Source organism: Aliirhizobium sp. YIM B11859 (genome assembly GCF_057163345.1).
Genome location: NZ_JBXHAY010000004.1, coordinates 1 through 25406, shown reverse-complemented (window position 1 = coordinate 25406; position 25406 = coordinate 1). Strand labels below are relative to the sequence as shown.

The window sequence follows — 25406 nt, the reverse complement described above, 5'->3', positions numbered from 1 at the left end:
TGCGGTCTGCCTGATCAGTTTGGGGAATTTTGCGAAGTGGGCTTCGGCCTCGACTATGCTGCCGCCATTATCGGCGTCAGCGCTTTGAAGAAAGGTTGACCCGACGTTCGCCAGCCAAGAGATGAATGCGGGCATCGGCCGAACCCGAGAAGACTGGCCTGCCGCACGGCTGTCAGCTTATACTCGCTGTTAATTATTTCCTGTCGCTTGGCAATCACCCGCCGAGCGCACCGACAAAGAAGATTCTCCAGCCTTGCTTCGCCAAATTTGGCATACAGACCGAAATCAGGGTGAAATTACAATCAACTCAAATCGTTAGATTTGCAGAGCTACCTCTGGCACATCCCAGCCGCGTCCGGGCATGGCAGACAGAAGCTGCCGCGTATAGGCATCCTTGGGATCACCAAACACCTGATCGACCGTGCCGCGTTCGACGATCCGGCCTTGGCTCATGACGATCAGATTATCGCATATCTGCGATGCGACGCGCAAATCATGCGTAATAAACAGGATCGTCAGGCCCATTTCGCGTTTGATGTCGGCGAGAAGCTGGAGCACTTCCTTTTGCACCGATACATCCAGCGCCGAGACGGCTTCATCGGCGATCAGGACCTTCGGTTCGACCATCAACGCCCGCGCTATGCAGATGCGCTGACGTTGACCACCCGAAAACTGTGAAGGAAAGCGATAGAGTGCATCCTCCTCCAGTTTCACGATCTTCATCAGCCGTTTAGCCCGCTCCCATGCGATGGAACGTGACACGCCAAAATTCATCGGCGCTCCAATCAGCTGCTCGCCGATCGACCGGCGAGGATTAAGCGACCCATAAGGATCCTGGAAGACGATCTGGATATCCTTGCGCGCTGCGCGCAGGCTCCCGCGCGACCCTTGCGCAAAGTTGCGGTCTCCGATCCAGATTTCGCCACCGTCAGGATCGAGAAGCCGGATCAGGCAGCGCACCAGGGTGGTCTTCCCACTGCCGCTTTCTCCAACGATGCCAAGCGTCTCGCCTCTGCGCACCGTGAAATCCGCCGGGTGGAGCGCATGCACGATTCGCGCGCTACGCGTCAGAGTACGAGCGACATGATAAGTCTTGCTCAACCCCTTTACCTGAAGCGCGATTTCTTCTGCCAGTGGCGGAGAAGCCTCCTCGCGCTTGCGCGGCACAGCCGCGATCAGTTTGCGCGTGTAGGGGTGTTGCGGATTATTCAGGACGTCGTCGACATTCCCTTGCTCAACGACAATGCCGCTTTGCATGACGACAACACGGTCGGCAATCTCGGCAACCACATCGAAATCATGTGTAACGAACAGAATGCCCGCATTGTGGGTCGTCTTCAGTGTCTTGAACAGCGACAGGATCTGCGCCTGCGTGGTAACGTCCAGCGCGGTTGTCGGCTCGTCCGCGATCAACAGCTTGGGGTCCATCGCCAGCGCCATGGCTATGACGATACGCTGACGCTGTCCACCGGACAGCTGGTGCGGATAACTTGCGTAGACCCGCGGCGCATCTGGAAGTCGCACTTCCTCAAGCAGCGCCATCGTCCGCCCCTTGCATTCGGCGCCTGAAAGTTTCGTGTGTGTCCGGAAGATCTCCTCGATCTGGTCGCCAACGGTAAAGCACGGATTGAGTGCTGTCATCGGCTCCTGGAAGACCATCGAGATCCGCCTGCCGCGCAGACGTGCATGTTCTCTGCGCGGCATCTTCAAGAGATCGCGTCCCTCAAACAGCATCTCGCCGCCGGACACCTTCAAGGCCTTTGGCAATAATCCCATAGCGGTAAAGGCGGTAACGGATTTGCCCGAACCGCTCTCTCCCACCACGCAGACGATCTCGTTCGGATGAATGTCGAAGGACAAGCCGCTGACGGCGTGCGGGCGATCGCCGCTCTTGGGCAGATCCACCGCCAGATTTCGAACCGAGAGAAGGGCTTCCGTCATTTCTGCAGCTTCCCCTCCCCGATGTCCCAGAACAGGCCTGCCATGATCTGGGCAGATTCCTTCGCAACGCTGACCATCATATGCTCGTCCGGCGCATGCTGCGAGCAGGACGGATGCGAATGCGGGATCCAGATCGTCGGCAAACCAAGCGTTTCGGCAAACACCTCATTTGGGAGGGAGCCACCGAAATTCGGGGGCAATGCCGGTTCTCTGCCGGTGGTCTCCTTAATCGACGCGACAACCAGGCGGGTCCAGGCATTATCCGGGTCGGTGCGTGTCGCGCGGAAGAAACCGCGGGCCATCGGCTCGATCCGAACGTCGCCGAAACCGTGGGCGTCGAGATGTTCGCGCAGGGCTGGCAGTATCCGCTCGCGATCGACGCCAACGACATAACGAAGCTGGCAGGTCGCTTTCGCCGTTCCGGGAATGGCATTCACCGGCGCTTCCGGACGACCGCACGTGTAGGCGAGCACCTCGAAACTGCACCATCCAAAAACCTGCTCGGCGCCCACGAGATCCGGCTCGCCCCATGATGGGTCTGTCTTCGGATCATCCGGCCCAAATTCCAGCTCGATCTTCTTCAATGCGGTGTGGACATTTTCCGGAATTTTCCCGGGTGTCCATTCACGGACGGCGATGCGTCCCTTTGCATCTGTGATCGTTGCGAGGGCGTGCGCAAGGCGGATGCCGGCGTTCGGCAAAAGTCCGCCCCAATTGCCGGAATGATGCGCTCCCTCGCGAAGGTCGCAGATCAAATGAAACCCGTGCCCGCCTCTGGCACCAAGAAACACGGTCGGGACATGCGTTGAAACACGCGGACCATCCGAGGCAATCAGCACATCTGCCTTCAAAAGATCGCGGTGTTCCTCGGCCATTTCTGCCAAACCCGGTGATCCGCTTTCCTCACCCATCTCGATCAGAACCTTGACGTTGAAGCCGAGCGTGCCGCGCTCCTTCAGGACGAGATCGAGAGCCGCGAGATTGATCGTGTGCTGCCCCTTGTTGTCGACAGTGCCTCGACCGTAGATCCGGTCTCCTGCAAGCGTCGCATCCCACGGGCTGCGTCCTTCTTTCCAGTCCCCGGCCATGCCCCACAAGACATCCCCGTGCCCATAGGTCAGGACTGTCGGCAAAGCCGGATCCTCGATCCTCTCGGCAAATAGTGCGGGAATGCGTTCAAGCTTCGGGTTAGGCAGGATCCGGCAGCTAAATCCCATGCCTTCGAGCAGGGGCCGCATCTGTTCGTTCAGATAACGAAGATGATCCGGACCGCTATCTTCGCGCGGGCTCTCGGATGGGATCGAGAGGCGTGCCTGCAGGTCGGCAACGAATGCGCCGTCACTTACATAGGCACCGGCATTGGCAATTACGTTCAAGCGGGTCATGTCAGTCTCTCAGTTTCTTGTTTCAGGGGCCATTGCGTCACGAAGACCGTCGCCCATCATGTTGATTGCGAGCACCAGCGCGCAGATCGCTATGCCCGGGATCATGATCAACCAGCTGTCGAACAGCAGATATTGTCGTCCCTCTGCGACCATCAGGCCCCATGATGGCGTTGGCGGCTGCACACCCAATCCAAGAAACGACAGTGACGCTTCCAACAGGATTGCATGTGCCATTTCGAAAGTCGCAATAACGGCGAGCCGGTCGAATATGTTTGGCAGAAGCTCCTTCAACAGCAGCCTGGGCGTGGAGTAGCCCATAGACTGCGCTGCCTGGATATATTCCTGATTGCGGATCTGCATGACGGCCGAGCGCATGACGACGGCGAAGCGATCCCACAACAGCAAACCCAGCACCAGCACCACGACGATCAGTGACCCGCCGAACAGCGCAACCACCGCCAGCGCCACCATCACGACAGGCAGTGTCAGTCGAGTCATGATGAAAAAGTTGATCACCAGATCTACCCATCCGCCGAAATAGCCGGCCAGCACGCCCATCACCGTGCCGATGATCCCCGAGCAGATGATGGTGAATATCCCGATCAGTAGTGAAATCCGTGCGCCGTAGATGATGCGGCTCAGATAGTCTCGCCCTAGCCCGTCGGTGCCCAGAGGATGAGCCCAGCTGCCATCCGACATCCAGAACGGTGACACGGTCCGCTTGATCATGTTCTGCGCCAGCGGATCATAGGGTGCGAGCAGAGGTGCCAGGATAGCCATGATCACGATCAGCCCCAGCAGGATGGCTCCGAACAGGAAACCAGGGTTTGCCATGGCCCGCGACAAAAATCCCTTGCGCCGGACGGTACCCGGCTTGGGCAATGAGAGTTCGAGGCTGGTCATTGGATACGAATCCTTGGGTCGAGCCAGGCATTGATGAAGTCTGCCATGAGGACGATGACGATGTAGAAGATGGCAACGATCAGCAACACGGCTTGCACGACCGGCAGATCCATGCGGGAGATCGATTCCCAGGCGAGAAAGCCCAGCCCATGGATGCCGAACACTGCTTCGATGACGACCGACCCGCCCAGCATGTTGCCGAACTGAACGGCAGAGAGCGAAACGACCGGAATGACGGCGTTACGCAGCGCATGCTTGAAAAGTATCTTGATGGTGCCGATCCCTTTGGCCCTGGCCGTGCGGATATAATCCGACGACAGCGCTTCGATCATGCCCTGGCGGATGAGACGCATCATCGGTGGTGTTGAATAATAGCCAAGCGCTATGGCCGGCAGCACATAATGTTTGAGGGTTGCTGAACCGGAAGGCGGCATTACTCCCAGCGTCAGTGAAAAGATCACGATCAGCACCAAGGCGAACCAGAAGTTCGGCATCGCCTGGCCAAGCACCGCGATGAGAAGCGCCGCCCGGTCAAAGACGCTATTGGGCTTCAACGCGGCGATAACCCCTAGCGGAACCGACAGTAAAAGCATGACCGCAAGCGACATCAGGGCAAGCGTCATTGTCTTCGGCAGTCGATCTGCGATCAGTTCCCCGACCGGCTGGTGAAAGAACAGGGAATTGCCGAAATCACCCTGGACTGCATTTCCCAGCCACTCACCATAGCGGACCAACAATGGCCGGTTGAGGCCCATTTGTTCGCGTATCGCATCGACTTGTGCGGCGGTGGCTTCTTCGCCGGCAATCGCGATTGCGACATCGCCAGAAGCATTCAAGAGAGTAAAGGCCAGAAGCGAAACGGCTACGCAGACAAGCAGCGCCAGACCGATCCTCTGCATCAGATAGCGCAGCATGTCTCACCGGATATTGGAGGGTCCCGCGCCACTTGCAGCGCGGGACAGAACAGTCACTTATTCCAGCTTGCTTCAAAGAAGCGCGGTGTCTCGTCCGGCACCGGCGTGAAATTCAACTGCTTGTTGTAGACGTAGTTGAGCGAGTAGGTGAAAATTGGAACGGTGAAGGCCTGATCCGAAATTCGCGTGAGCGCCTTGGCATAAGCGGCTTTGCGGGCGTCCGGATCAATGGTCGTATTGCCCTGATTGAGGAGCGCCGTAGTCTCTTCGTCTTTCGCATAGTCGACGGTCGAGCCGTCAAACCAGTACCCGGGGCCCGCGCTCACGTCGAGAATGGAAGACGATCCCCACGCCTGGAACCACATCGGTGTGCGGCCTTCGGTTCTGGCCTTTGCAATTGCTGAGGCCTGAAGCATGGTGAGATTTGCGGTGATCCCGACATTTGCCAGATCACCGATGATGGCTTCGACGATGGGCCGATCCCGATATCCGTAGAAATCAATGGAAAAGCCGTTTGCATAGCCGGCGGCGGCAAGCATCTGCTTTGCCTTTGCAGGGTCATAGTCATAAGCCTTGACGTCCGTACTGACGCAGCCGAACTGCGGCGGTGCACAAACAGCATTGATGGTTTGCGAGCCGGGACCAATCAGCGCTTCGCGGATGCCATCCCTGTTGATCGCGTGGTTGATCGCCCGACGGACTTCCACATTCTTCAATGGGCCGTCACCGGTGCGACCGCCCGCATCCATGCCTATGAAACCGATCCTCAAGGTATCGCCGGACTCGACCTTCAATTGCGACTGGCCCGAGAATTGCTGAACCGCGTCCGGTGGAACGCGCCAGATCCAGTCAAGATTGCCTGTCATGAGCTCGATCGCCTGGGTGTTGAACTCGGATACCCGGCGGAATTCAAGTTTCTGGATCGAAGGCTTGCCCTTCACACCGCCGAAATAATCCGGAAACGCCTCCATCTTGATGCTTTCACCGGGGACAATCTCAGTGACACGGTAGGGGCCTGTGCCAATCGGCTTGCGCGACATGCCCTCCGGGCCCACCTTGGCGTAATAGTCGGAGGGATAAATCGGCAGAACGTTGGCGAGATATTCGAGGACCGCCGGGAACTTTCCCTTGGTCTTCAGTCGCACGGTGTAGTCGTCGACCTTTTCGGCCCCTGCGAGGAAGAAGATCGACTGGACCGTCGTATGGGTGGTGACGTAGTCGACAGTACCGACGACATCATCCGCCGTGAAATCGCTGCCATCATGGAACTTGATGCCATGGCGCAATTTGAATTCAAGTGTCGTGTCGTCGATCCACTTGAACGATTCCGCCAGATGAGGTTCGATCTGATTGGTCTTGTTGTTGCGGTAGATCAGCGTGTCCCAGATATGGTGCCCGAGCACGATCCCTTCGCGGATAGTATGCGTATAGAAATCGATGCTCGACGGCATGCTATCCGACGCCCAAACAAGCGAATTGTCATCAGGCCCAGCCGCTGCCGGCGATCCACCCCATACCAGCATGATTGCGGTCGCGCAGCCTAGAAGTCGTTTCATATGTGTCCCCTTGAAGAAGTTTCTTCGTGTGCATTTTATGCAATTGGGGCCAACTTAATTTTGTATACATAATTTTGTAAAGGGTGATTGCGGATGTTTATGAGATAAATCAAGCGAAGCATGCCTGACGTCCAAAACCTAAGCAGTGGCCGATTATTTTTTGCACGAGGACATCATTTCTTGCACAATGTTAGGCCAATAGAGCGGCGAAGCCTGCATTTGGAGATTGTGGACCGTTTGCGCGAAATGATCGAACGCGGCGAATTGGCGCCCGGATCCAAGCTGATCGAAAAGAATCTGTGCCAGAGCTTTGATGTGTCACGCACGCCCATGCGGGAAGCCATCCGTGCGCTGGCTGCCGAGGGATTGGTGTTATTGACACCCAATCGCGGAGCAAGTGTTGCGACGATCACTGAAGAGCAGATACTTGATAGCTATGCCGTTATCGGCGCGCTGGAGGGGCTTGCCGGCGAACTCGCAGCTCCCCGCATAACCGACGCGCAGTTGAATGCTATCCGCGCGATGCATTCCTCAATGCTGGACTGTCGCACTGCCGATGATCTCGATGGCTACTATGTTTACAATCGGCAGATACACGATGCCATTTTCGACGTGGCCAATAACGGACCGCTGAAGGAAATGCGCCGCATCATTTTCACCCGTATCATCAAATTACGTTTCATTGCACGGATCGCCGAAGACGAATGGCAGACAGCAATCAGCGAACACGAGGAGATGATTGTCGCACTTGAGGCGCGGGATGGCCCCCGGCTCGGCGCGATCCTCAAGCGTCATCTCGAATCCAAACGCAATCAGGTCGCACGCTGGCTCCAGCGACAATCCCACATGTGAGAAAATTCACCTTGGAAGGCCTTGGACAGCTCCATTCATGCAGCAAACCGATCTCAGGACTTTTCCGTTCAATACCTCAGAACACGGCGGAGAATGTTTCGGCAGGTACCGAGGCGATCTTTCCGGAGGCCCTGATCACCGAAGCAATGTTCCGCGAGCCCGTGTAGAGGCCGTTGGCGACCTATCACTACCGGCCAATATGACGGGGTTCTGACGATCACCACAAATGTCGGATGAACCCACGAAACGTGGCAGAACCTGCCGCAGTTCAATGCTGGCATGTTCTATTCCAGCAAAAAACCCGTCGGCTTCACGCCGACGGAGATATGCCGGATGACATTCATCAAACGGACAATGCTACGGCCACGCTACAATTCCGACAGTCGCTCTCGCTCAACGAACAGATCCTTGCCGCATAAAGGAATGTAGCCCTGCTGCACGGCGCTAAACTCGTCGACGATCGCCTGTCCTTCCTCAGAAAGCGCAAGCTCGAGATATGCCTTCAGTTCTGGGGAAAGAGGCGCGTCCGGAGCGCGGTCGAAATAGAGGCCGAGAGGCGAGGAAAGCGGGTAGGCACCGGCTGATACATCCTCGTGGCTCGGCAACCGGAACGCGTCGCCCCGCTGCCTGGACAGAGGCAATATGCGAACCTCTTCTGCGAATCCGGCCGCATCATACCAGCCAACCGCTCCCATTCCGTAAGGATCATCGGCCACCGCCTCCAGCACAGCCGTCCGATCCGGCAAGGGTTCGTAACGGCCGGCATAATCCCTACCCTCCAGATGCGTGGTGCGGAAGCCGGACGCGTATTTCCCATCATCCCGCAAACCGTAAAGATGGATGCGCCGTTCGGCCCATTTTCCGCCAAGCCCCAATTGGCGCCAGAAGCCGAGATCTCCTTCGGGCGATCCCGAGGTGAAGACACGGACCAGATCCGGCATTGCAAGCCCTTCGAGGGGATTGCTTGCGTGTATATAGATCGAAGGCGGCGTCTTCGCATCGCGGCGCGGACCGTGTCCCGCATAGCCGATATGGACAACACTGGCGGCATATCCCTTGGCGGATTTGAACGATGTCCGGTCGGCGGCCCAGGGAGTGCGCGCCATCGGCGCAATCATGCAGCTATCGCTCGCCAGCGCCGGAAAAGCCGTTGATGATCCGGCCATCGTCAGGCGAAAGTCCACATTCGGATGCTTCTGGCGGAAACGCTGGCAGAGCTTCTCGATCAACGGCTGCATACCGTCATTGCCGGCAATCGAAATGACGAAAGTCGCGTCCTCTTCGGCATCACAGGCGGTTCGGACGGATGGATCGGTCATGTCAATTGCTCCCGCTGGAAAGGATATGGTCTAGCTTCGCCCGTTCCACGACGACTTCGTCAGCACGCAGCGGAATATAGCCGCGCGGCTGCGAGGCCAGGATGCTCTGGCCTTCGAAGGACAGAACATAACGCAGATATTCCGCCGTAAACGGATCCACCGGCTCTCCCAGCTTCTGGGGCAGGTAGAAATAAAGGAACCGGCCGAAGGCATATCGGTCATTCTGAACGTCATCACTGGAGCCATGCGAATAGGCCCCGTCTTCGTCCACGGCGATGGGCAAAAGGCGGATATCATCCGTCTCACGGCCGATCGCAGCGACGGCAATCCCGCTCGGATCGCTTGTCAGCCGAAGAAGAACATCATCAGTGCCGACATAGCGCTCATAGATAGGGCTCAAGGGACGCCCCTCAAGATGATGCGCCTGCATATAGGTACCGAACCCCGTATATTCGGGGGTTCCGAAAGGGTGTATCTGGCGCCTTGCCCATTCGCCGCCGAGTTGGAGTTGCCCCCAACGAGAATAATCGCCTTGCGGATTGCCGACCGAGAATATCTGCGCCAACTGCGCCGTCGTGATCCGCTTCAGCGGGTTGGAACGGTGCACATAGACCGCAAGCGACGTCGCCAGATGTTGCGAGGTCTCTTCCGCCGTGTGAGCGACGCGAATTGCGACCGGCGGAGCGCCGATCAGCTTTCGGTAAGGGATAGTCTCGACTGGCGTGATCTCGCGCCCCATCACGCTGAGCATCGACCGGCCGCTCATCAGAAAGGCCATGGCCGAAGGCGTTCCGCGCAGATCCACATGGAAGGCTGCTTCCGGATGCAGTTCGCGAAACGCTGCACAACAGCCTTCGATGATCCAGCGCCCATGATCTGAGCCACTGATGCGGGCGGCACCCAAATCCGTCAGCCAGCTTGCGGCGGTCGGCATGGGGACCGTCTGCGGCCGATATCGGGGAATGAGAGGATCGACCGGCCGCGCCGCCCAATGCTCCTGTCGATGAGCCGATGATGGGGCAAGATGTTCCAAAGAGATCTCCTGTTTCAAATTCAGTAAATGTCTCGCCGATAGAGGCCCTGCGCGTGAAGTAACGTCATGCGGGGCTCGCCGAGTACGCTTCGAAGCGTTTCGTCGACGGCCGGAGCCATTGTGTCGCTGCTGCCGCAGACATAGATCGCCGCCCCGCGATCAACCCAGCCGCACAGCTCTTCAGCGTGCTGTCGAAGGCGCTGCTGCACATAGATCCGTTGCTGCTGATCGCGCGAGAACGCAGTTGTGATCCTCGCGAGTGCGCCTTCCGCACGCAGCCTCTCCAGATCATCCCGAAGCAGGAAGTCGGCATCGTGATTGCGCTCGCCGAAAAACAGCCAGCTTTCCGCCGCCTGTTCGGCTGCGCGATGGGCGATATGGGCATACAAGCTCGCGATGCCGGTGCCATTGCCGATGAGGACCATCGGCCGGTCGAGCGGTGGCGGATGGAAATTGCCGTTCCGGCGAATGCGAAGATGGATGGCATCGCCCATGACGAGCTCCTCTGTCAGCCAGCCGGATCCTATTCCGAGCCCGCCCGACGGATCACGCACCTGCCGCACGACGAGGTCGAGCGTACCGCTCTCTTTGATCGATGCGATCGAATATTCGCGCAAGGGTGCATCGTCGGCATGGGCTGCGGCCGCCGTGCCCGGTACGATCTCTGCGATGTCGCCGGGCATCCATCCGCATCTGCCGCTTTCAGGCGAAAGACGGATGCGAAATACCGGCAAGCCGGCGCTTCCAGGGTTCAAGTGACAGCGTCCGGTCAGCAGAAAAGTTAGAAATCCCTTACGACTGATGTCGACAGCACGGCACGCAGCGCCGAGTGTTTCGATGTGGCGTTGCCAGAGAGAAAGCGATCCCGGATCATGGGCATCAACGTCAATGCGATCGAAAATCGCGCGTCCACCGCTCTCGTACAGCCACGCATCCAGCCTTCTTCCGAAGGCGCAATAATCCGCATGGCGACGATCTCCAAGCGCGAGAACGCCGTAGTCAAGGTCGGAAAAACGACGCGCCGCAGTCATGACCTGCCGTTCGAAACGACGTGCTCCATCAGGCGCATGTCCGTCACCACAGGTGCTGGCGACAAAGAGAACCTGCCTTTCAGCAGCAAGCCTGTCGAGATCGATTTCGCCGATCGCCGCCAGCCGCGCGTCCACGCCAGCAGCGCGAAAATCATCAAACGCATTTCTGGCCAGCCGCTCTGCGGCCCCCGTTTGCGACGCATAGACGATCAACGGCCCTGCAAGGCTTGGCTGATTACGGCTTTCCAGCGGCGCCGCGAAAGCGATGCTGACCTTCGCACTTCTGCGGCGGTCGATATAGAGAATGATGCCGGTCACGGCAAAAAATGGCAGACCCAGCGCTGCAATCAGGCTCATGACCCGCCAGAGCGGACCGAAGGCAATGCCCGTATGGATAGGATCCATGCTGGCAATGATCCATTCGCCAACATTCAGGTCATCATATAACGTGCGCGTGATGACCTTGCCCGATTTCGGCTCGATCTGCAGGTCGTCAAGAGCCCGGTCATTCGGGGCATTCTGGGTCAGAACGCGGGCACGAACCTGCTTTCCCGGCTGGGGAATGATCAGGATCACGCTGGAAAGCTGATCACCATACAGGCTGCGAACAGCGTTTAAGGAAATTTGCAGGGATATCGGATCCTGCTGCTGCTTTGCTTTTTCCTCTGTTCCCGCCGCGCGGGGATCGGCGGGCTTCGGCCTCCTGGGTTCTGTCTGCTCGGTGTCGTTGGAGAGCAGCCAGATTACGCCGCTGCGATACCAGTCATAGGACCACCAGAGACCGGAAAGCGCGCTAGTGACGTAGAAGATCGCCAGCCAACTGCCGATAATGCTGTGAAGGCCGCGAAACAGGGCGCGACCGCGCAAGCTGAAGTCGAGCCGGAACCATGAGCGCCAGTCGAGCGGTCGCTTCGGCCAGCGCAGATAGAGGCCGGAAACGGCGAAGAAAACAACGGCGATGGCAGCTGCACCGGTAATATGGCGGCCGACATCATTACTCGTGCCTGACCCCGTCAGATAGCGGTGCAGCGTGCGTATGCGGGCAAAAAACTCCGCTCCGGTCGCCTCTCCCAACAGCTCGCCAGTATATGGGTTGACGAAGATACGCGGATTTCGGCCGCCATCTGCCGGGCGGCGAAGAACCGTGATCGTATAGGCATGGGCCGGCTCGCCCTCGACCTGCAATGCGCTAACCCTGTCGTTCGGCAGGCGGTCGCGCACGATCGCAAGCAGCTCGTCCACCGACAACGGCGCTTCGGCAGCAACAGTCACCCGCGCGTGCGGGCTCAGCGCATTCATGATTTCGTCCTCGAAACTCATCGTCGCGCCGGTCACGCCCATGAATGCGAGTACGAGGCCGAGGCTTATGCCAAGCAACCAATGAACGAGGAAAATCGCTCTGCGCGGCGAAACGCGCCATCCGCGGCCTGATCGGACGCCAATCGCCAATGCCGAACGATCTTCGACGCTGTCGCTCATCGCTTGGCTTCAGGCATCGGCCGACCACCTATATGCGATTGGACCGCCGAGACCATCAGGCTCAACGCACCGAAGGAGTTGGTGATCGTCTCCTCGCGTGAAAGAAGGATATAACGACCTTCCCGGCATGCCTTGAGGAACTGGCAGTAGCCAGGCAGGACTTTCTCCATTTCCGCAATCTCATCCGCCGGTTTGCCGCCGCCGTCGGAGCGATAGGTATCAAACACGAAATCCGCATCAAGTTCGGGCAGCCGCTCGGCGCTGACGTCCATGCGCTCTCCGTCAGGAATGCTGTCGACGAGCTCGGGAAATTTGAAACCTGCATCGCGCAGTACCCGGCCAAGCGTTCGGTACGTATGGTGGACCGTGACCTTGCCCTTCGTGGCCTGGATGACCGAGACGGTCGTCGATCCTGTATCCACGACATGCTTGAGCTGTTCGATCTGCTCCTTGTAGCGTCGTTCCAGGATCGCCAGCCTGTCCTGCGTATCGGTGAGTTCGGCAAGCCTGGCATAGATACGCGGCGCACTACCGATCAGATGGTCTATGCTGACTGTCGGGGCGATCTTTTCCAGTTGCTCGATCGGGGTATCCCGCGACGGTTCGGTGATGATCAGGTCCGGCTTAGCCGCGACAAGCGCCTCGATATCGATATTCGCGGTGCCGATGAACTTGATGTCGGAATTGTCGAAATCGACCCCTGTCAGGAGCGCGCTCGACCGCAGGAAATGGCGCCCGTCAAGTGCAGTGCGGCCGTGGCTCGCGACAGGCGGCACACCCAGCTCGATCAGCGGGATGGTTATGTCTAGATCGTGCAGGGAGACGATGCGTTTTGGATGGACCGGAACCTGCACGTCGCGACCAAGATCGTCAACGAAGCTGCGCATCTCCTCTGCTGCGACCGGCCCGAGACCGGACAGGAGCATCAGAGCGGCAAGCGCGAGGCTGAAGCGGGATACCCTCATGATTTCTCTCACATTGATACGGGGTTTCAAAATCATCAGAGCCGATCCCTCCTTTGCCACAGGAGCAGGAGGAAAAACGGAACACCCAGAACCGACATGACGATGCCGGCCGGTATCTGCAGTGGCGCGAAAGCCAACCGGCCGATCGTGTCGGCGATCAGGACGAGGGCCGATCCCGTCAACGCGCTTGATGTCAGCAGCGCCGCCTGGTTTCCGCCGATCAGGAAACGGGCCATGTGCGGAGCGATCAGCCCGACGAAACCCAGGCTGCCGACGCAGGAAACACTCGCGGCCGTCAGGAGCACCGGACCTGCGAAGCGAACGAAGGAAATGGTCCTCAGCCGCACACCGAGACCGACCGCTGTCTCGCTGCCGAGCAGCACGACATCGGAAGCGCGGGAAGTGCCATAAAGCAGCGTCGCGCCAACGATCAACCAGGTAAAGGCGACCATCACCAACGGCCAGGTGGCTGAATGCAGGCTACCTGAAAGCCAGACCATCGCCGTCTGCACATCACGGATGTTTGCGGTCGTCATGAAGACGGCAAGCCCTGCCGAAAAGAACCACGAGACACCGATGCCGATCAGGATGAAGCGCACCTTCGACATGTCCCTGGCAAGCGCGATGACTAGGACCGCCACGAACAGCCCGCCCAGCATGCCAGCGACAGGGCGCCACAGTACCGCGCTCTGAGGAAACAGAATGATGAGGGACAGCACCATGACGGCCGTCCCTTCCTTCACGCCGATAAGGCCCGGATCAGCGAGCCCGTTACGGGTGATGGATTGCATGGCGGCACCGGACAGGCCGAGCATGGCACCGCTTAAAATGGCAATCAGAATACGCGGCAGACGAATATCCCAGACAATATAGCGATGTTGCGCACTCGCAGCGTCGGGCTCGAAGACAGTGCGGACAAGATCGGGCAGTGGCAGATCGAAACTGCCGCCAGGCAGCGATGCGAGCGCCACGGCGAGCACAACCATCGCCAGCAGCAGGCAGGCAAGCAGGATACGCGGCCGCAGCAGGAACGAGGCACCGGCGATCGAGACGCTGCGATAGCCGACTTTCTGCAACAGATCACTCATCGGTAGCTCCGGCTTGCCAGATAGATGAAGACCGGCGCTCCGGCGATGGCCGTCATCACGCCGGTCGCCAATTCCTGCGGAGCCACGAGTGTGCGGGCTGCGATATCGGCGGCCAGAAGAAGTGCGGCCCCCCCGATGGCGCAGAGCGGCAGCAGGACACGGATATCGTTGCCGACGACGGGACGCAGGATGTGCGGAACCACGAGACCGATGAACCCGACCGGTCCGGCGAGCGAGACGGCTGCCCCCGACAGCAACGCGGCACAGACCAGACCACCGGCCCGCACCATCGCGACGGATACCCCGAGCCCGGTCGCCACCTTGTCTCCAAGTGCCAGAACATTCAGATAGGGTGCAAGCAGCATCGAGGCGGCAAACCCCACCACGACCGATCCGGCCGCATAGGCAAGCGCCTGATAGGTCAACCCGGCAAGATCGCCCGCAAGCCAGATCCTCAACTCCATGAGTGTCTGCTCGTCCATGATGAGGACGGCGGCTGTCAGGGACGATGCGAAGGCGGAAAAGGCGATACCGCAGAGTGTTGCGTTGATTGGCGTCAGGCCGCTGCGGCCAGCGGATGCCATGGAAACGACGAGGCAGAACACCGTGGCCGCGCCGATCGCAGCAACCAGCGGACGGGCAAGCGGCCCCGTAAGCATCGTGCTTCCAAGCGCAGTCACCAGCACCACTGCAAATGCGGCGCCTGCATTGAGACCGAGAATGTGCGGCTCTCCCATAGGATTGCGGGCGATGGATTGGAGCAGCGCACCCGCAACACCAAGGGCTGCACCGACAGTGATACCGCTCAGCAAGCGCAGCAGGCGCAGATCGACAATGATCTTGTGTGTGAGGTTGGTAGGGTCATAGGAAAACAGAGCCGACACCACCGTCTGCGGCCCCACAAATTTGGCCCCTACCCCGATATGGACGATGGCCAGCACAACAAGCAGGAGCGTTGTCCCCACGAAGGCCGTCGCGATTCGGCGCAACATCGAGGATTCGCGAATTCCGCTGCGGATGGAAACGCTTCTCATCGCGGTTTTTCCGTCCGGGCGCTGACCGGCATCACAAAGGGACGCCCGGTCTGCGGATGCTGCGCGACCACAACCTCGACATCGAAAACATCCGAAATAAGTGCTGGCGTGCAGTTGGCAGGGGCAAGCGCATCGGAGGCGAGACGCCCCTGTTTGAGGAACAATATCTGGTCGGCATAGGTGATCGCGCAATTCAGGTCATGCAGCACCACCACCACCGTACGGCCATTTTCGCGCGTGAGGCGGTGCAGAAGATCGAGGATTTCGACCTGGTAGCGCATATCCAGAAAAGCCGTCGGCTCGTCTAGAAGGATGATCTCGGTTTCCTGCGCCATTGCCATGGCGATCCAGCAGCGCTGCCGCTGGCCGCCGGAAAGATCGTCGACCTGCCGGTCCGCGAACTGCAGCGTGTCGGTCATGCGCATTGCCGCCTCGATCGCCGCTTCGTCCGCTTCGCTCCATTGCTTGAAGAGGCCCTGGTGTGGAAACCGGCCACGCGCGACCAGGTCGAAAACCCGTAGCCCCTCCGGCAAGGTCGGGTTTTGCGGCAGGATACCAAGCCTGCGCGCCAGTTCTCGGGTAGCAAGACGATGGACGGACTTGCCGTCGAGGAGAACTTGCCCGCCAGTCGGCTTGATCAATCGCGCGATGGTCGCCAGCAAGGTCGACTTTCCTGAGCCATTGGGCCCGACAAGCGCCAGCATTCCACCACGCGGCAGAGAGGCGCAGATGTTTTCCAGGACAACATTGGTTCCGTAGCCAGCGCTGATGTTGTCCATGGTGAGAGCGGACGACATCGAAAATGTCACATCATTGTCGCCATGATTGTCTTGGGGCGTCATGGCCTGATGACCTTTACATGCTTTCAGTATCGCGATCCGTGCTAGTTGTCGCGATGTCCGCCCATTACATCGTTTTATTGAATGTAGTAGTCAAGTTTTGGTGTGGACGGTAATTTCGCAGCAGAGCATCCACGTCCGTCGAAAAACGCTTATTGCGGCAGGCCTGCAACAGTTTTCGCCAAACACGGACCAATTCCGGCTTTGCGTGGTTGCGGTTCTGTCGCTTGAGTTGCAAATTCATAGTGATGAAATTCGGAGCCGTGAAATAAAGTTTACTACTACATTCATGTTTGATTATGACCTCGCTACATTTTCAGTGCATCGGGGTCCATATTATGAATGCCACCAAACGCCGCCTGCTCCAGGGGTCGAGCATGCTTGCCACGCTGGTCGTTATCGGATTGGCGACTGCGGCGGCCGCTCAAGAACAAAACATTGACGCCAAACCGAAACAGGTTGTCAAAACGGGTCGCGCAACGACAGAAGCAACATCGTCGAATACTACACTCGCGCCGATCGTCGTATCTGGCAGCGGCGACGACGAAACCAAGGGCTATCAGCCTCTCGCCAATACTTCGGCCACCCGCACCAACCTGCCACTTCTGGATATCCCGCAAGCCATCAATATCGTCAGCGACAAGGTTATCGAGGACCAGGCTGCCAAGACGCTGGACGACGTTCTGAACAATGTCAGCAGCATCAACCAGGCCAACACTCTGGGCGGCACGCAGGATGCGGTCATGCGTCGTGGTTTCGGTGAAAAAATCGACGGCTCGGTGCTGACCGATGGCCTTCGCACCGTTCTGCCGCGCAGCGTCAACGCGACAACCGATCGCGTCGAAGTTCTGAAAGGGCCATCCTCGGCGCTTTACGGCATTCAGGAGCCCGGTGGCGTCATCAACGTCATCACCAAGAAGCCGCAGCAGACATTCGGCGGCTCCATCACAGCGACGGGCTCCAGTTTCGGCGGTGGTTCGACCCAGCTCGACGTGACCGGCCCGATCGAAGGCACCGACTTCGCCTATCGCCTGATCGGCTCCTACGAACACGTCGATTACTGGCGCAATTACGGCAAAACCAAACAGTGGCTGATTTCGCCATCGCTTTCCTGGAAAGGAGAGGATACCTCGGTCAACATCTCCTACACGCATCGCGACTATCTGTTGCCGTTCGATCGCGGACAGATTTTCGATAAAAACACGGGCAAGCCGGTTACTACCGACCCCGAAACCCAGTTCACAGAAGACTACAACATCACCGACGGACGCTCCGACCTTTTCAGCGTCAATGTGGAACGCGATCTTTCGAACGAATGGAAGCTTCGGCTGGACTATAATTACAGCCAGGATGTCTATTCCGACAATCAAGCACGCATCATGTCTTATGATCCGGAAACGGGTGATTTGAGCCGCAGGGCGGACTCGACCAACGATTCCACGCAGAAGCAGCATGCAGTAAGGATGGATCTACAGGGCGATGTGGAAATTGCCGGCTTCGAAAACGATCTTCTCATCGGCGCCAACTACACCGACTACGATCTGTTGAGGTCGGACATGATCCGCTGCAAGGCCGTCAGCGGCTTCAACATCTATGACCCGGTCTACGGCACATTGCCGAAATGCACGACCGTCAGCGCGGCAGACAGCGATCAGACAATCCAGCAAAAATCACTTACCGCATATGTCCAGGATGCACTGCATCTCAACGATCAGTGGATTCTGATCGGCGGCCTGACGCTGCAGCACTACAATCAGTATGCGGGCAAGGGACGCCCGTTCATCGTCGCAACCGATGCCGAAGGTTTTGAAGTCACCCCGCGCCTAGGCGTCGTCTACAAGATCACGCCTGATGTGTCGCTCTATGCGACCTATGCAAGCTCCTTCATGCCGCAATCATCCATTGCCGACGTGATCGGAGAGCTTCCGCCTGAAACCGGCAAATCCTATGAGGTCGGCGCCAAATTCGAACTGTTTGGCGGGCTCACGGCCACAGCCGCGCTTTATCGCATCGACAAGAAAAACGTTCTCTACAACGAGACGATAAACAACGCGGATGGCACCACGACCAGCATTTCGAATACCTCGGGCAAAGTCATGTCGCAGGGCTTCGAATTCGACATTGCCGGCTCGCTAACCGACAATCTGAGCATGATTGCCAGCTACAGCTATAACGACAACGAAGTGGTCGAGGACGCACAGTATCAGGGCAAAAACCTTGCCAATGTCGCGCGACATACCGGATCGCTTTATCTCACGTATGATTTTGGCGAGGTATTTGGCGACAATACGCTCAAGGTTGGCGCGGGCGTTCGCGGACGCAGCAAGGCTCCGGGCAATTACGGCAACGACTATTACCTGCCCGGCTACGTGGCGGCTGATGCCTTCGCGACTTATACGCTTCAGACAAAGCGTCCGATCGCCTTCCAGTTGAACCTGAAGAACCTTTTCAACAAAACCTATTACACATCATCTTTGTATACGGCCGGCGCCTATCTTGGAAACCAGATCGGCAATCCGTTCGAGGCCTCATTGTCAGTGAAGATGTCGTTCTGAGGTTCAGGCCGGATTTGTGGCGGGGGACTGTTCCCTCAACCTGTAAAAATTGCTGCCGCAGTCTTCACTGCGGCATTTTTCCGTTGTCGGTAAAGCTCTCCCTCACTCGCAACACGGCGCGAGAGAAAATATCGGCGCCCACTGTCATGCCGCTTTACGCCACTACACTCACAGATAATGTAGCAAACGTCGAATTGTGACAACCAGTTTCCAAATCGGCACATCTCCATCGCCAAGACATGGGTGATCCACTGACGATAGGGTTCTACGCCGAATTCATGCAAAAAACTTATTCAGGATTACACCGGCACTTCAGTCGGATACTCGTATCCGTGCATTTCAGCGCATCAAAAAATCTTAAGTTGACTACTACATTCATGTTTGTCTATTTGCTTCAACTACATTCTTGTCGCATCTAGGGGGCACTTCAATGGATAAGAACAGGGGCAGGCGCTTCGACAAATACGGCACGCTGGCGTCAGCCGTGATGATCGGGCTCGCGATGGGGACGGGCAACGCGACCGGGCAGGAAAGCGCAACAGCGCAATCCGTCGACCAAGATCAAAAGGCAAAGGCCGCCGCATCGGATACGGCACTTACGCCGATTGTCATAACGACGTCTGGAGACGGAGAGACAAACGGCTATCAGCCGGTTGAAAACAGCTCGGCCATGCGCGGCACCGCGCCGATCCTGGATATTCCCCAGGCCGTCAACGTGGTCAGTGGCGAAGTGATAAAGGATCAGAGCGCCAAATCGCTCGACGACGTGCTGAACAATGTCAGCAACATCAACCAGACGAATACGCTTGCAGGCTCGCAGGATGCCTTCATCCGACGCGGCTTCGGCGACAACCGCGACGGATCGGTATTGACCAACGGCCTGCGCACGGTTCTGCCACGCAGTTTCAACGCCACGACGGATCGTGTCGAAGTCCTCAAAGGCCCGTCGTCAGCCCTCTACGGCATCCAGGAGCCGGGCGGTGTGATCAATGTCATCACCAAGCGGCCAAAACAGGAATTCGGCGGCTCTGTATCGACAACGGGCTCCAGCTTCGGCGGCGGATCGACGCAGCTCGACTTGACCGGGCCAATCGGCGACACGGACTTCGCCTATCGACTCATCGGATCATACGAAAATGTCGACTACTGGCGAAATTACGGCAAGACCGAGCAATGGCTGCTTTCCCCGTCGCTTGCATGGTACGGCGAAGACACCACCGTCAATCTGATGTATAGCCATCGCAGTTATATACAGCCGTTCGATCGTGGTCAGATTTTCGATCTGACCACCGGTCACGCCGTGACGACGGATCCTGAGATCCAGTTCACTGAGCCCTACAATGTCACAAAGGGCGATTCGGACCTCGTCAGCCTCAATGTCGAACACAATCTCAGCGACGATTGGAAGCTGCGCTTCGATTACAATTACAGCCGAGACAGATATTCGGACAATCAGGCCCGCATCATGTCCTACGATCCGGTCTCCGGCAATGTCGATCGGCGGGCAGACGCGACTGACGGCTCGGTACAGTTCCAGCACGCGTTGCGGGCCGATGTGGTCGGAGATGTCGACATCGCCGGCTACAAGAACGAGATATTGCTCGGCGCCAGCTACAGCTACTACGATCTCCTGCGCTCGGACATGATACGATGCAAAACGGTGGAGGACTCCATCAATATCTACGACCCCGTCTACGGCACACTGCCGAAATGCACGACGGTTGTCGCATCGGACAGCGATCAGACCATCCAGCAGAAACTCTACACAGCCTACGCGCAGGACTCCCTCCATCTGACCGACGATCTGATCCTGGTTGGCGGCATGACGTTTCAATATTACACGCAATATGCCGGCAGAGGCCGCCCCTTCAAGGTTGGCACAGATGCCAATGGTTTCGAGGTCACCCCGCGTGCCGGCATCGTCTACAAGATGAGCCCGACATGGTCGCTCTACGGCAACGTGGCGACGTCCTTCATGCCGCAGACATCGATTGCCTCCTATATCGGCGAACTGCCGCCGGAAGAGGGCGTGTCGTACGAAATCGGCACCAAGTTCGAGCTGTTTGGCGGGGTTACCGCGACAGCTGCCCTGTTCCGTATCGACAAGAAAAACGTGCTTTATAACGAGATCGATCCAGCCGGCGAAACGATCGCCCGTACCGCAGGCCATGTCCGTTCGCAGGGTTTTGAATTCGATGTTGCCGGCTCGCTGACCGATAATTTGAGCATGATCGCCAGCTACGGTTATACCGACGCGAAGATCATCGAAGATGTTGAATACGCCGGCAAGCGGCCGGTCAATGTCGCCAGACACACCGCATCTCTCTATCTCACCTATGATTTCGGCGAGGTCTTCGGAACAGAAAACACGCTCAAGGTTGGCGGCGGCGTGCGCGGCAGGAGCAAACGGGCAGGTGTTTACAGCAACGCATATTTCCTCCCTGGTTATGTGCTGGCGGACGCTTTTGCGGCCTATACGATACAGGCGGAGCGGCCGGTGACGTTCCAGCTCAACCTGAAGAATATCTTCAACAAGACCTACTACACTTCATCGATCTATGCCTCAAACCTCGGCAACCAGATCGGCGAACCATTCGAAGCATCGCTTTCAGTGCGCATGGACTTCTAGTAACGGTCTGTCCGCGCTACACATTTCTGTCGCCTTGCAAGCCAGGCAGGCGACAGATTCTTTTGGACCGACAGGCAAACAGGGCGGCAATGAAGCGAATTGCAAAAAGACCGTTGGATCGTCTCGGTGAACGTCTTTCGGCTCGTCTCGAACAGCTTTCCCCCGGATTGAAGGCGGTAGCTCTCTACATCAAAGACAACAGTGAACACGTGTTATCCCTATCTGCGCTCGAAATCGCCGCGCAGACCGATACATCGGATGCTACCGTCATCCGTGCGGTGCAAGCTCTCGGCTTTGAAGGGTTACGCGACCTCAAGGCGGAATTGCGCGCTGCGGGAGTGGAAACGCTGTCTTCGGCGGACAAGATGGAGGCAACCACCCAGGATCTCAATACAGATCTTGACGCTGCGATATCCTATGTCGCCGAAAGCCATACCGAAGCAACGCAGTGCCTGATAAGCGACGAAGGGCGTGCATCAATCGTTGCAGCTGTCGGCATTCTTCGTGCAGCAAATCGCATCGCGGTTTTCGGCATAGGCGCTTCCGGAATCCTCGCCGAATACGCGGCGCGCCTCCTCGAGCGCAGTGGTTTTCCATCCTATTGTCTAAACAAGACCGGCATTGGCATAGGAGAACAGCTTCTCTCCATGCAGCAAGGCGACGTAATGATCATGATGGTCCAAGGTAGTGCCCACCGGGAAGGGGCGACTGCTGTGAATGAGGCAATCAGGCTGAATGTGCCGATCATCTTGCTATCCGCAACCAAAGCTCCTGCTTTCAGGGACGCAGCGGCGATAACAATCTTGGCGCCCCGCGGGCGAGCAGACCGGTTTCCGCTTCATGGAGCCATAATGATGTATCTCGAGACAATCGTGCTTGGGCTATCGACAGTGAGTGCAGATCGATCGACGAAGTCCCTCCGTCGCCTTAATCAATTTTACGCATCCGTCCGAAAGAAAAATCGGAAATTTTAGCGCGTGGCGCGATGCCCGGATTTACGATCAGCATCGCCGGTTCACCGGTCGGCCTGGCCGCAGTTTTGCCATGGGGTGGCTATTTCAGCGCTTCGGCCGTCGTCGCATGATCATCACGGCAGCTTTCGCTCAAGCTGAACGTGATGCCGATTATATCCGGAGATCCCAGCCTTGTTTTCGAGGCGACGGCAACTGATCGACCACAGTCTGAATTTAGACCGGAAGGAGACTGGAAATCTCACGGTCAGCAATACGCCGACCGGGATTGTCATCAGCGTCGATGATACCGGCTCCGGGTTATCGGCGCCAATGACGAGATTTCTGAGAGGATGAAGTCGGCCACCCCATGCCGAAGCTTCAGATAGCAACGATCCTTGTCCGGGTGAAACTGCAAGCCATTTGGCGAACAGGTATCTGTAACTGTGTCGGACTTACCGCACCTGTCGCGCCGATATTCTGTACCCAAGGGAAAATTCGTCGACACCGTCGAGCGTTAAGTTTCCTGTCAGGAAACCAAGAAATGGCTTCAACCTGAATATGTTCAGAAGGCTATTTTCATGATCGTGTCACTACGCGGGTTTCTGGCGTCGATGATCATCTCATCCGCCTTGGCAATTGCCGGCGAAGCATCGGCCGAAACGCAGCTTTCGATCTACGGCGGCGTGCAGGGTGCTACAGGAAGCAATGTAAAGACCTCTGACGGAGCAGATTTCGATCCGGTTTGGCAAGGCAAGTCGTTTGCCAGCCCCCCTTATTATGGTTTCCGCGCGACCTACTGGCTGGATGATTTTGCGAAATCCAACTGGGGAATAAGCCTGGATTATACCCATGCAAAGGTCTACGGCAAACTGGGCAATACGCCGGGCTGGAGCCATTTCGAGTTTACCGACGGCCTCAACCTTTTGACGGTAAACGGCTTGTACCGTTTCCAGGACACCAGTCGGCGATGGACCCCTTATCTGGGGGCCGGTGCCGGCATCAATATCCCGCATGTCGAAGTGACCCGTTCATCCGGCAATACATCGGACTACGAATTTGGCGGCCTGACCCTGCAGGCACAAGCTGGCATAGATTACCGGATCAGCAAGCGGTGGTCGACCTTTGTCGAGTACAAGGGCAACTACAGCTTTGTAAACGACGTATCCATCGACAGTGGCGATACGTTGAAAACCCGGATTTTGACAAATGCCGTCAATCTCGGCGTCGCGCTGCACTTCTGACCGGCGTGACCACCCAAGATGACGAAAAGGTGCTCCGGGCGTGATCACGCGAAGACAGGAAAAGCTTCTGCAGCTTTCACGGGCGGCCAATGGATTCAGGCCAACCGGCAGTGACCGCTCGACCATGCGTGTCCTTGAACTTGGAGGCCTTGTTCAGCGATCGTCTGAAGGGCGATATGTTGCAACGGATGCCGGTCGGCAGCTTCCCCGCGCGCTGCACCCGTCGGAAGTTCGACAGCAAAGGGTGATCGGATACCTTAAGCGGGGCGGCAACGGCTCCCGCATTCCCGAAATAGCGAACAAAACCGGGATATCCGATACCTTGACCTATCGGGCGATAAACGAGCTCGTCGCCGATGGCCTCGTTGAGTTACGGATCAACCCGGAGGCAAAACGGGGCAAGCGTGCTTATCTGGTGAACAGGATTGACGCGCCGAACTAAGACAAGACACTGTTAGAACTGGTTCGCCATGCTGAAGTGGAATTGTTGAGGTTTGTCGAAGTCTTCCTTGACGACAGGAATTGCGTAATCGAAGCGCAGGTTACCGAACGGCGAAGCCCACATCACACCCGCACCGACCGACGCACGCAGGGACATGCCCGTGCCTTCGACCGCCGAGCCGAGCTTGTCGACATCGTTGCCGTAAAGCGTACCGGCATCGGCAAAGGCTGCCAGACGAAGACCGATATCCTGCGGAACGGCCGGCATCGGCATAGACAGTTCAGCCGAAGCGTTGAAGTAGGTCGTACCGCCCAGCGCGTCTCCATGATCGCTGGTACGTGGACCTATGCCGTCATTCTTGAAACCACGGATCTGGCGACCGCCGATGGTGAACTGATCGAAGACGTTGAGGTTGTCGCCCGTGCCCATGACATGACCGGCGCCGACGGCCAGCGACCCGATCAGGTCGGCTTCGGTCGACAGCGTATGGAAGTAACGGGCGCGGCCGGACAATTTGTAGAACTGGGAATCCCCGCCGAGGCCCGCAAACTCGTGTGTGAAGCTTGCATAAGTCCCCTCATGCGGCAGGGACTGGCTGTCGAGCGTATTGTAGGTCAGCGTCTGGGAAACAGATGACTGCACGTATCTGCCATGGTCGATCAGATTGACATACGGCGCCGACAATCTGTCGTCGGCTGTGAATGGATGGCCATCAGCTCCATATGCACCGTCGTTACTGTATTGGATCTCCTTGTAAGTGTAGCGGAGTGTCGTTGCCAGATCTTCGGTGATCGGAGCCGCCACGCGCAACGTGATCCCCTGCTCTGAATATCTGTAGTCAGTGTTCGCAGACGTTTCGTTACGAAAGATGTCGAAACCGGCCGCCAGACGATAACCGAGGAAATAAGGCTCGGTGAACGACAGCGAATAGGTACGGGCATTGTTGAGCCCTCCGCCCACCGCAATTCGAAGAAATTGGCCGCGTCCGAGGAAATTCTTTTCCTCCACTGAGGTCTCGAGGATCAACCCGTCGCCACCGGCCGAGTAACCGGCACCGATACCGAACGAACCGGTCGACTGATCCTCGACATCGACGACGATGACAACACGGTCGGGCGAGCTGCCCTGCTGCGTCGTGACGTTGACGGAGGTGAAGTAACCGAGTGCCTCGAGGCGACGCTTGGCCCGCGTGATCATTTCCTGGTTGAAGGCATCGCCTTCGCTGAAGTCGAACTCGCGGCGAATGA

At 57.7% G+C, this 25406-nt stretch carries 19 protein-coding genes; 6 read left to right on the top strand and 13 right to left on the bottom strand.

The features are described from left to right. Window positions 1-315 precede the first annotated feature (315 nt). From AC2GXZ_RS16585 to AC2GXZ_RS16565, 5 genes are read right to left on the bottom strand one after another with little or no spacing between them, the layout of a single operon-like run. Window positions 316-1941 (bottom strand): ABC transporter ATP-binding protein, encoded by a 1626-nt coding sequence (locus AC2GXZ_RS16585; protein WP_483760292.1) that lies wholly within the window; start codon window positions 1939-1941, stop codon window positions 316-318. After that, window positions 1938-3326, bottom strand: coding sequence for a M20 family metallopeptidase (locus AC2GXZ_RS16580; protein WP_483760291.1), 1389 nt, complete (start codon window positions 3324-3326; stop codon window positions 1938-1940). Before AC2GXZ_RS16580 ends, AC2GXZ_RS16585 begins: the two co-directional genes overlap by 4 nt. 9 nt (window positions 3327-3335) lie before the next feature. Continuing rightward, on the bottom strand, window positions 3336-4229 hold the full coding sequence (locus tag AC2GXZ_RS16575) for an ABC transporter permease (RefSeq protein ID WP_483760290.1): 894 nt from the start codon (window positions 4227-4229) through the stop codon (window positions 3336-3338). Beyond that, a complete protein-coding gene (locus AC2GXZ_RS16570) occupies window positions 4226-5143 on the bottom strand; it encodes an ABC transporter permease (protein ID WP_483760289.1) in 918 nt (305 codons plus the stop codon). Before AC2GXZ_RS16570 ends, AC2GXZ_RS16575 begins: the two co-directional genes overlap by 4 nt. 53 nt (window positions 5144-5196) lie before the next feature. Continuing rightward, window positions 5197-6699 (bottom strand): ABC transporter substrate-binding protein, encoded by a 1503-nt coding sequence (locus AC2GXZ_RS16565; protein WP_483760288.1) that lies wholly within the window; start codon window positions 6697-6699, stop codon window positions 5197-5199. Between the two features lie 120 nt (window positions 6700-6819). On the opposite strand from AC2GXZ_RS16565, the gene AC2GXZ_RS16560 reads away from it, so the two are divergent. Continuing rightward, window positions 6820-7551 (top strand): GntR family transcriptional regulator, encoded by a 732-nt coding sequence (locus AC2GXZ_RS16560; protein WP_483760287.1) that lies wholly within the window; start codon window positions 6820-6822, stop codon window positions 7549-7551. Window positions 7552-7919: 368 nt separating this feature from the next. On the opposite strand, the gene AC2GXZ_RS16555 is transcribed toward AC2GXZ_RS16560, so the two are convergent. Genes AC2GXZ_RS16555 through AC2GXZ_RS16525 form a run of 7 tightly spaced genes read right to left on the bottom strand, consistent with a single transcriptional unit; the run spans window position 7920 to window position 16342 of the window. Beyond that, window positions 7920-8870 carry a PstS family phosphate ABC transporter substrate-binding protein gene (locus AC2GXZ_RS16555; RefSeq protein ID WP_483760286.1) on the bottom strand — a complete coding sequence of 317 codons (951 nt, stop codon included), beginning with the start codon at window positions 8868-8870 and terminating at the stop codon, window positions 7920-7922. A gap of 1 nt (window position 8871) precedes the next feature. Continuing rightward, on the bottom strand, window positions 8872-9903 hold the full coding sequence (locus AC2GXZ_RS16550) for a PstS family phosphate ABC transporter substrate-binding protein (RefSeq protein ID WP_483760285.1): 1032 nt from the start codon (window positions 9901-9903) through the stop codon (window positions 8872-8874). Between the two features lie 20 nt (window positions 9904-9923). Continuing rightward, window positions 9924-12413, bottom strand: a complete 2490-nt coding sequence (locus AC2GXZ_RS16545; RefSeq protein ID WP_483760284.1) for a PepSY domain-containing protein — start codon at window positions 12411-12413, stop codon at window positions 9924-9926. Further along, window positions 12410-13378: an ABC transporter substrate-binding protein gene (locus tag AC2GXZ_RS16540; RefSeq protein WP_483760283.1), complete on the bottom strand. Its 969-nt coding sequence runs from the start codon at window positions 13376-13378 to the stop codon at window positions 12410-12412. The genes AC2GXZ_RS16545 and AC2GXZ_RS16540 overlap by 4 nt, the downstream gene beginning before the upstream one ends. 35 nt (window positions 13379-13413) lie before the next feature. Beyond that, window positions 13414-14466, bottom strand: a complete 1053-nt coding sequence (locus AC2GXZ_RS16535) for a FecCD family ABC transporter permease (protein WP_483760282.1) — start codon at window positions 14464-14466, stop codon at window positions 13414-13416. After that, window positions 14463-15500: a FecCD family ABC transporter permease gene (locus tag AC2GXZ_RS16530; protein WP_483760281.1), complete on the bottom strand. Its 1038-nt coding sequence runs from the start codon at window positions 15498-15500 to the stop codon at window positions 14463-14465. Before AC2GXZ_RS16530 ends, AC2GXZ_RS16535 begins: the two co-directional genes overlap by 4 nt. Next, window positions 15497-16342 (bottom strand): ABC transporter ATP-binding protein, encoded by an 846-nt coding sequence (locus AC2GXZ_RS16525; RefSeq protein WP_483760280.1) that lies wholly within the window; start codon window positions 16340-16342, stop codon window positions 15497-15499. The genes AC2GXZ_RS16530 and AC2GXZ_RS16525 overlap by 4 nt, the downstream gene beginning before the upstream one ends. Before the next feature lie 335 nt (window positions 16343-16677). On the opposite strand from AC2GXZ_RS16525, the gene AC2GXZ_RS16520 reads away from it, so the two are divergent. From AC2GXZ_RS16520 to AC2GXZ_RS16500, 5 genes are all read left to right on the top strand, one after another. Continuing rightward, window positions 16678-18894 carry a TonB-dependent siderophore receptor gene (locus AC2GXZ_RS16520; protein ID WP_483760279.1) on the top strand — a complete coding sequence of 739 codons (2217 nt, stop codon included), beginning with the start codon at window positions 16678-16680 and terminating at the stop codon, window positions 18892-18894. Window positions 18895-19324: 430 nt separating this feature from the next. Next, on the top strand, window positions 19325-21523 hold the full coding sequence (locus AC2GXZ_RS16515) for a TonB-dependent siderophore receptor (RefSeq protein ID WP_483760278.1): 2199 nt from the start codon (window positions 19325-19327) through the stop codon (window positions 21521-21523). An 89-nt stretch (window positions 21524-21612) separates the two neighbouring features. Beyond that, window positions 21613-22497, top strand: coding sequence for a MurR/RpiR family transcriptional regulator (locus AC2GXZ_RS16510; protein ID WP_483760277.1), 885 nt, complete (start codon window positions 21613-21615; stop codon window positions 22495-22497). A gap of 557 nt (window positions 22498-23054) precedes the next feature. Further along, entirely contained in the window at window positions 23055-23717 is a 663-nt protein-coding gene (locus AC2GXZ_RS16505) for an outer membrane protein (RefSeq protein ID WP_483760276.1), read from the top strand. A gap of 124 nt (window positions 23718-23841) precedes the next feature. Continuing rightward, on the top strand, window positions 23842-24159 hold the full coding sequence (locus tag AC2GXZ_RS16500; RefSeq protein ID WP_483760846.1) for a MarR family transcriptional regulator: 318 nt from the start codon (window positions 23842-23844) through the stop codon (window positions 24157-24159). A 12-nt stretch (window positions 24160-24171) separates the two neighbouring features. Here the strand turns inward: AC2GXZ_RS16500 and bamA are convergent. Further along, window positions 24172-25406 (bottom strand): outer membrane protein assembly factor BamA (gene bamA, locus AC2GXZ_RS16495; RefSeq protein ID WP_483760275.1); only part of this gene is annotated, 1235 nt, incomplete at its 5' end.

Excerpts from the sequence above, each read along its gene's own strand:
- AC2GXZ_RS16585 (WP_483760292.1), bottom strand. The coding sequence starts at position 1,941 with ATGACGGAAGCCCTTCTCTCGGTTCGAAATCTGGCGGTGGATCTGCCC.
- AC2GXZ_RS16580 (WP_483760291.1), bottom strand. The coding sequence starts at position 3,326 with ATGACCCGCTTGAACGTAATTGCCAATGCCGGTGCCTATGTAAGTGAC.
- AC2GXZ_RS16575 (WP_483760290.1), bottom strand. The coding sequence starts at position 4,229 with ATGACCAGCCTCGAACTCTCATTGCCCAAGCCGGGTACCGTCCGGCGC.
- AC2GXZ_RS16570 (WP_483760289.1), bottom strand. The coding sequence starts at position 5,143 with ATGCTGCGCTATCTGATGCAGAGGATCGGTCTGGCGCTGCTTGTCTGC.
- AC2GXZ_RS16565 (WP_483760288.1), bottom strand. The coding sequence starts at position 6,699 with ATGAAACGACTTCTAGGCTGCGCGACCGCAATCATGCTGGTATGGGGT.
- AC2GXZ_RS16560 (WP_483760287.1), top strand. The coding sequence starts at position 6,820 with ATGCCTGACGTCCAAAACCTAAGCAGTGGCCGATTATTTTTTGCACGA.
- AC2GXZ_RS16555 (WP_483760286.1), bottom strand. The coding sequence starts at position 8,870 with ATGACCGATCCATCCGTCCGAACCGCCTGTGATGCCGAAGAGGACGCG.
- AC2GXZ_RS16545 (WP_483760284.1), bottom strand. The coding sequence starts at position 12,413 with ATGAGCGACAGCGTCGAAGATCGTTCGGCATTGGCGATTGGCGTCCGA.
- AC2GXZ_RS16540 (WP_483760283.1), bottom strand. The coding sequence starts at position 13,378 with ATGAGGGTATCCCGCTTCAGCCTCGCGCTTGCCGCTCTGATGCTCCTG.
- AC2GXZ_RS16535 (WP_483760282.1), bottom strand. The coding sequence starts at position 14,466 with ATGAGTGATCTGTTGCAGAAAGTCGGCTATCGCAGCGTCTCGATCGCC.
- AC2GXZ_RS16530 (WP_483760281.1), bottom strand. The coding sequence starts at position 15,500 with ATGAGAAGCGTTTCCATCCGCAGCGGAATTCGCGAATCCTCGATGTTG.
- AC2GXZ_RS16525 (WP_483760280.1), bottom strand. The coding sequence starts at position 16,342 with ATGACGCCCCAAGACAATCATGGCGACAATGATGTGACATTTTCGATG.
- AC2GXZ_RS16520 (WP_483760279.1), top strand. The coding sequence starts at position 16,678 with ATGAATGCCACCAAACGCCGCCTGCTCCAGGGGTCGAGCATGCTTGCC.
- AC2GXZ_RS16515 (WP_483760278.1), top strand. The coding sequence starts at position 19,325 with ATGGATAAGAACAGGGGCAGGCGCTTCGACAAATACGGCACGCTGGCG.
- AC2GXZ_RS16510 (WP_483760277.1), top strand. The coding sequence starts at position 21,613 with ATGAAGCGAATTGCAAAAAGACCGTTGGATCGTCTCGGTGAACGTCTT.
- AC2GXZ_RS16505 (WP_483760276.1), top strand. The coding sequence starts at position 23,055 with ATGATCGTGTCACTACGCGGGTTTCTGGCGTCGATGATCATCTCATCC.
- AC2GXZ_RS16500 (WP_483760846.1), top strand. The coding sequence starts at position 23,842 with ATGCGTGTCCTTGAACTTGGAGGCCTTGTTCAGCGATCGTCTGAAGGG.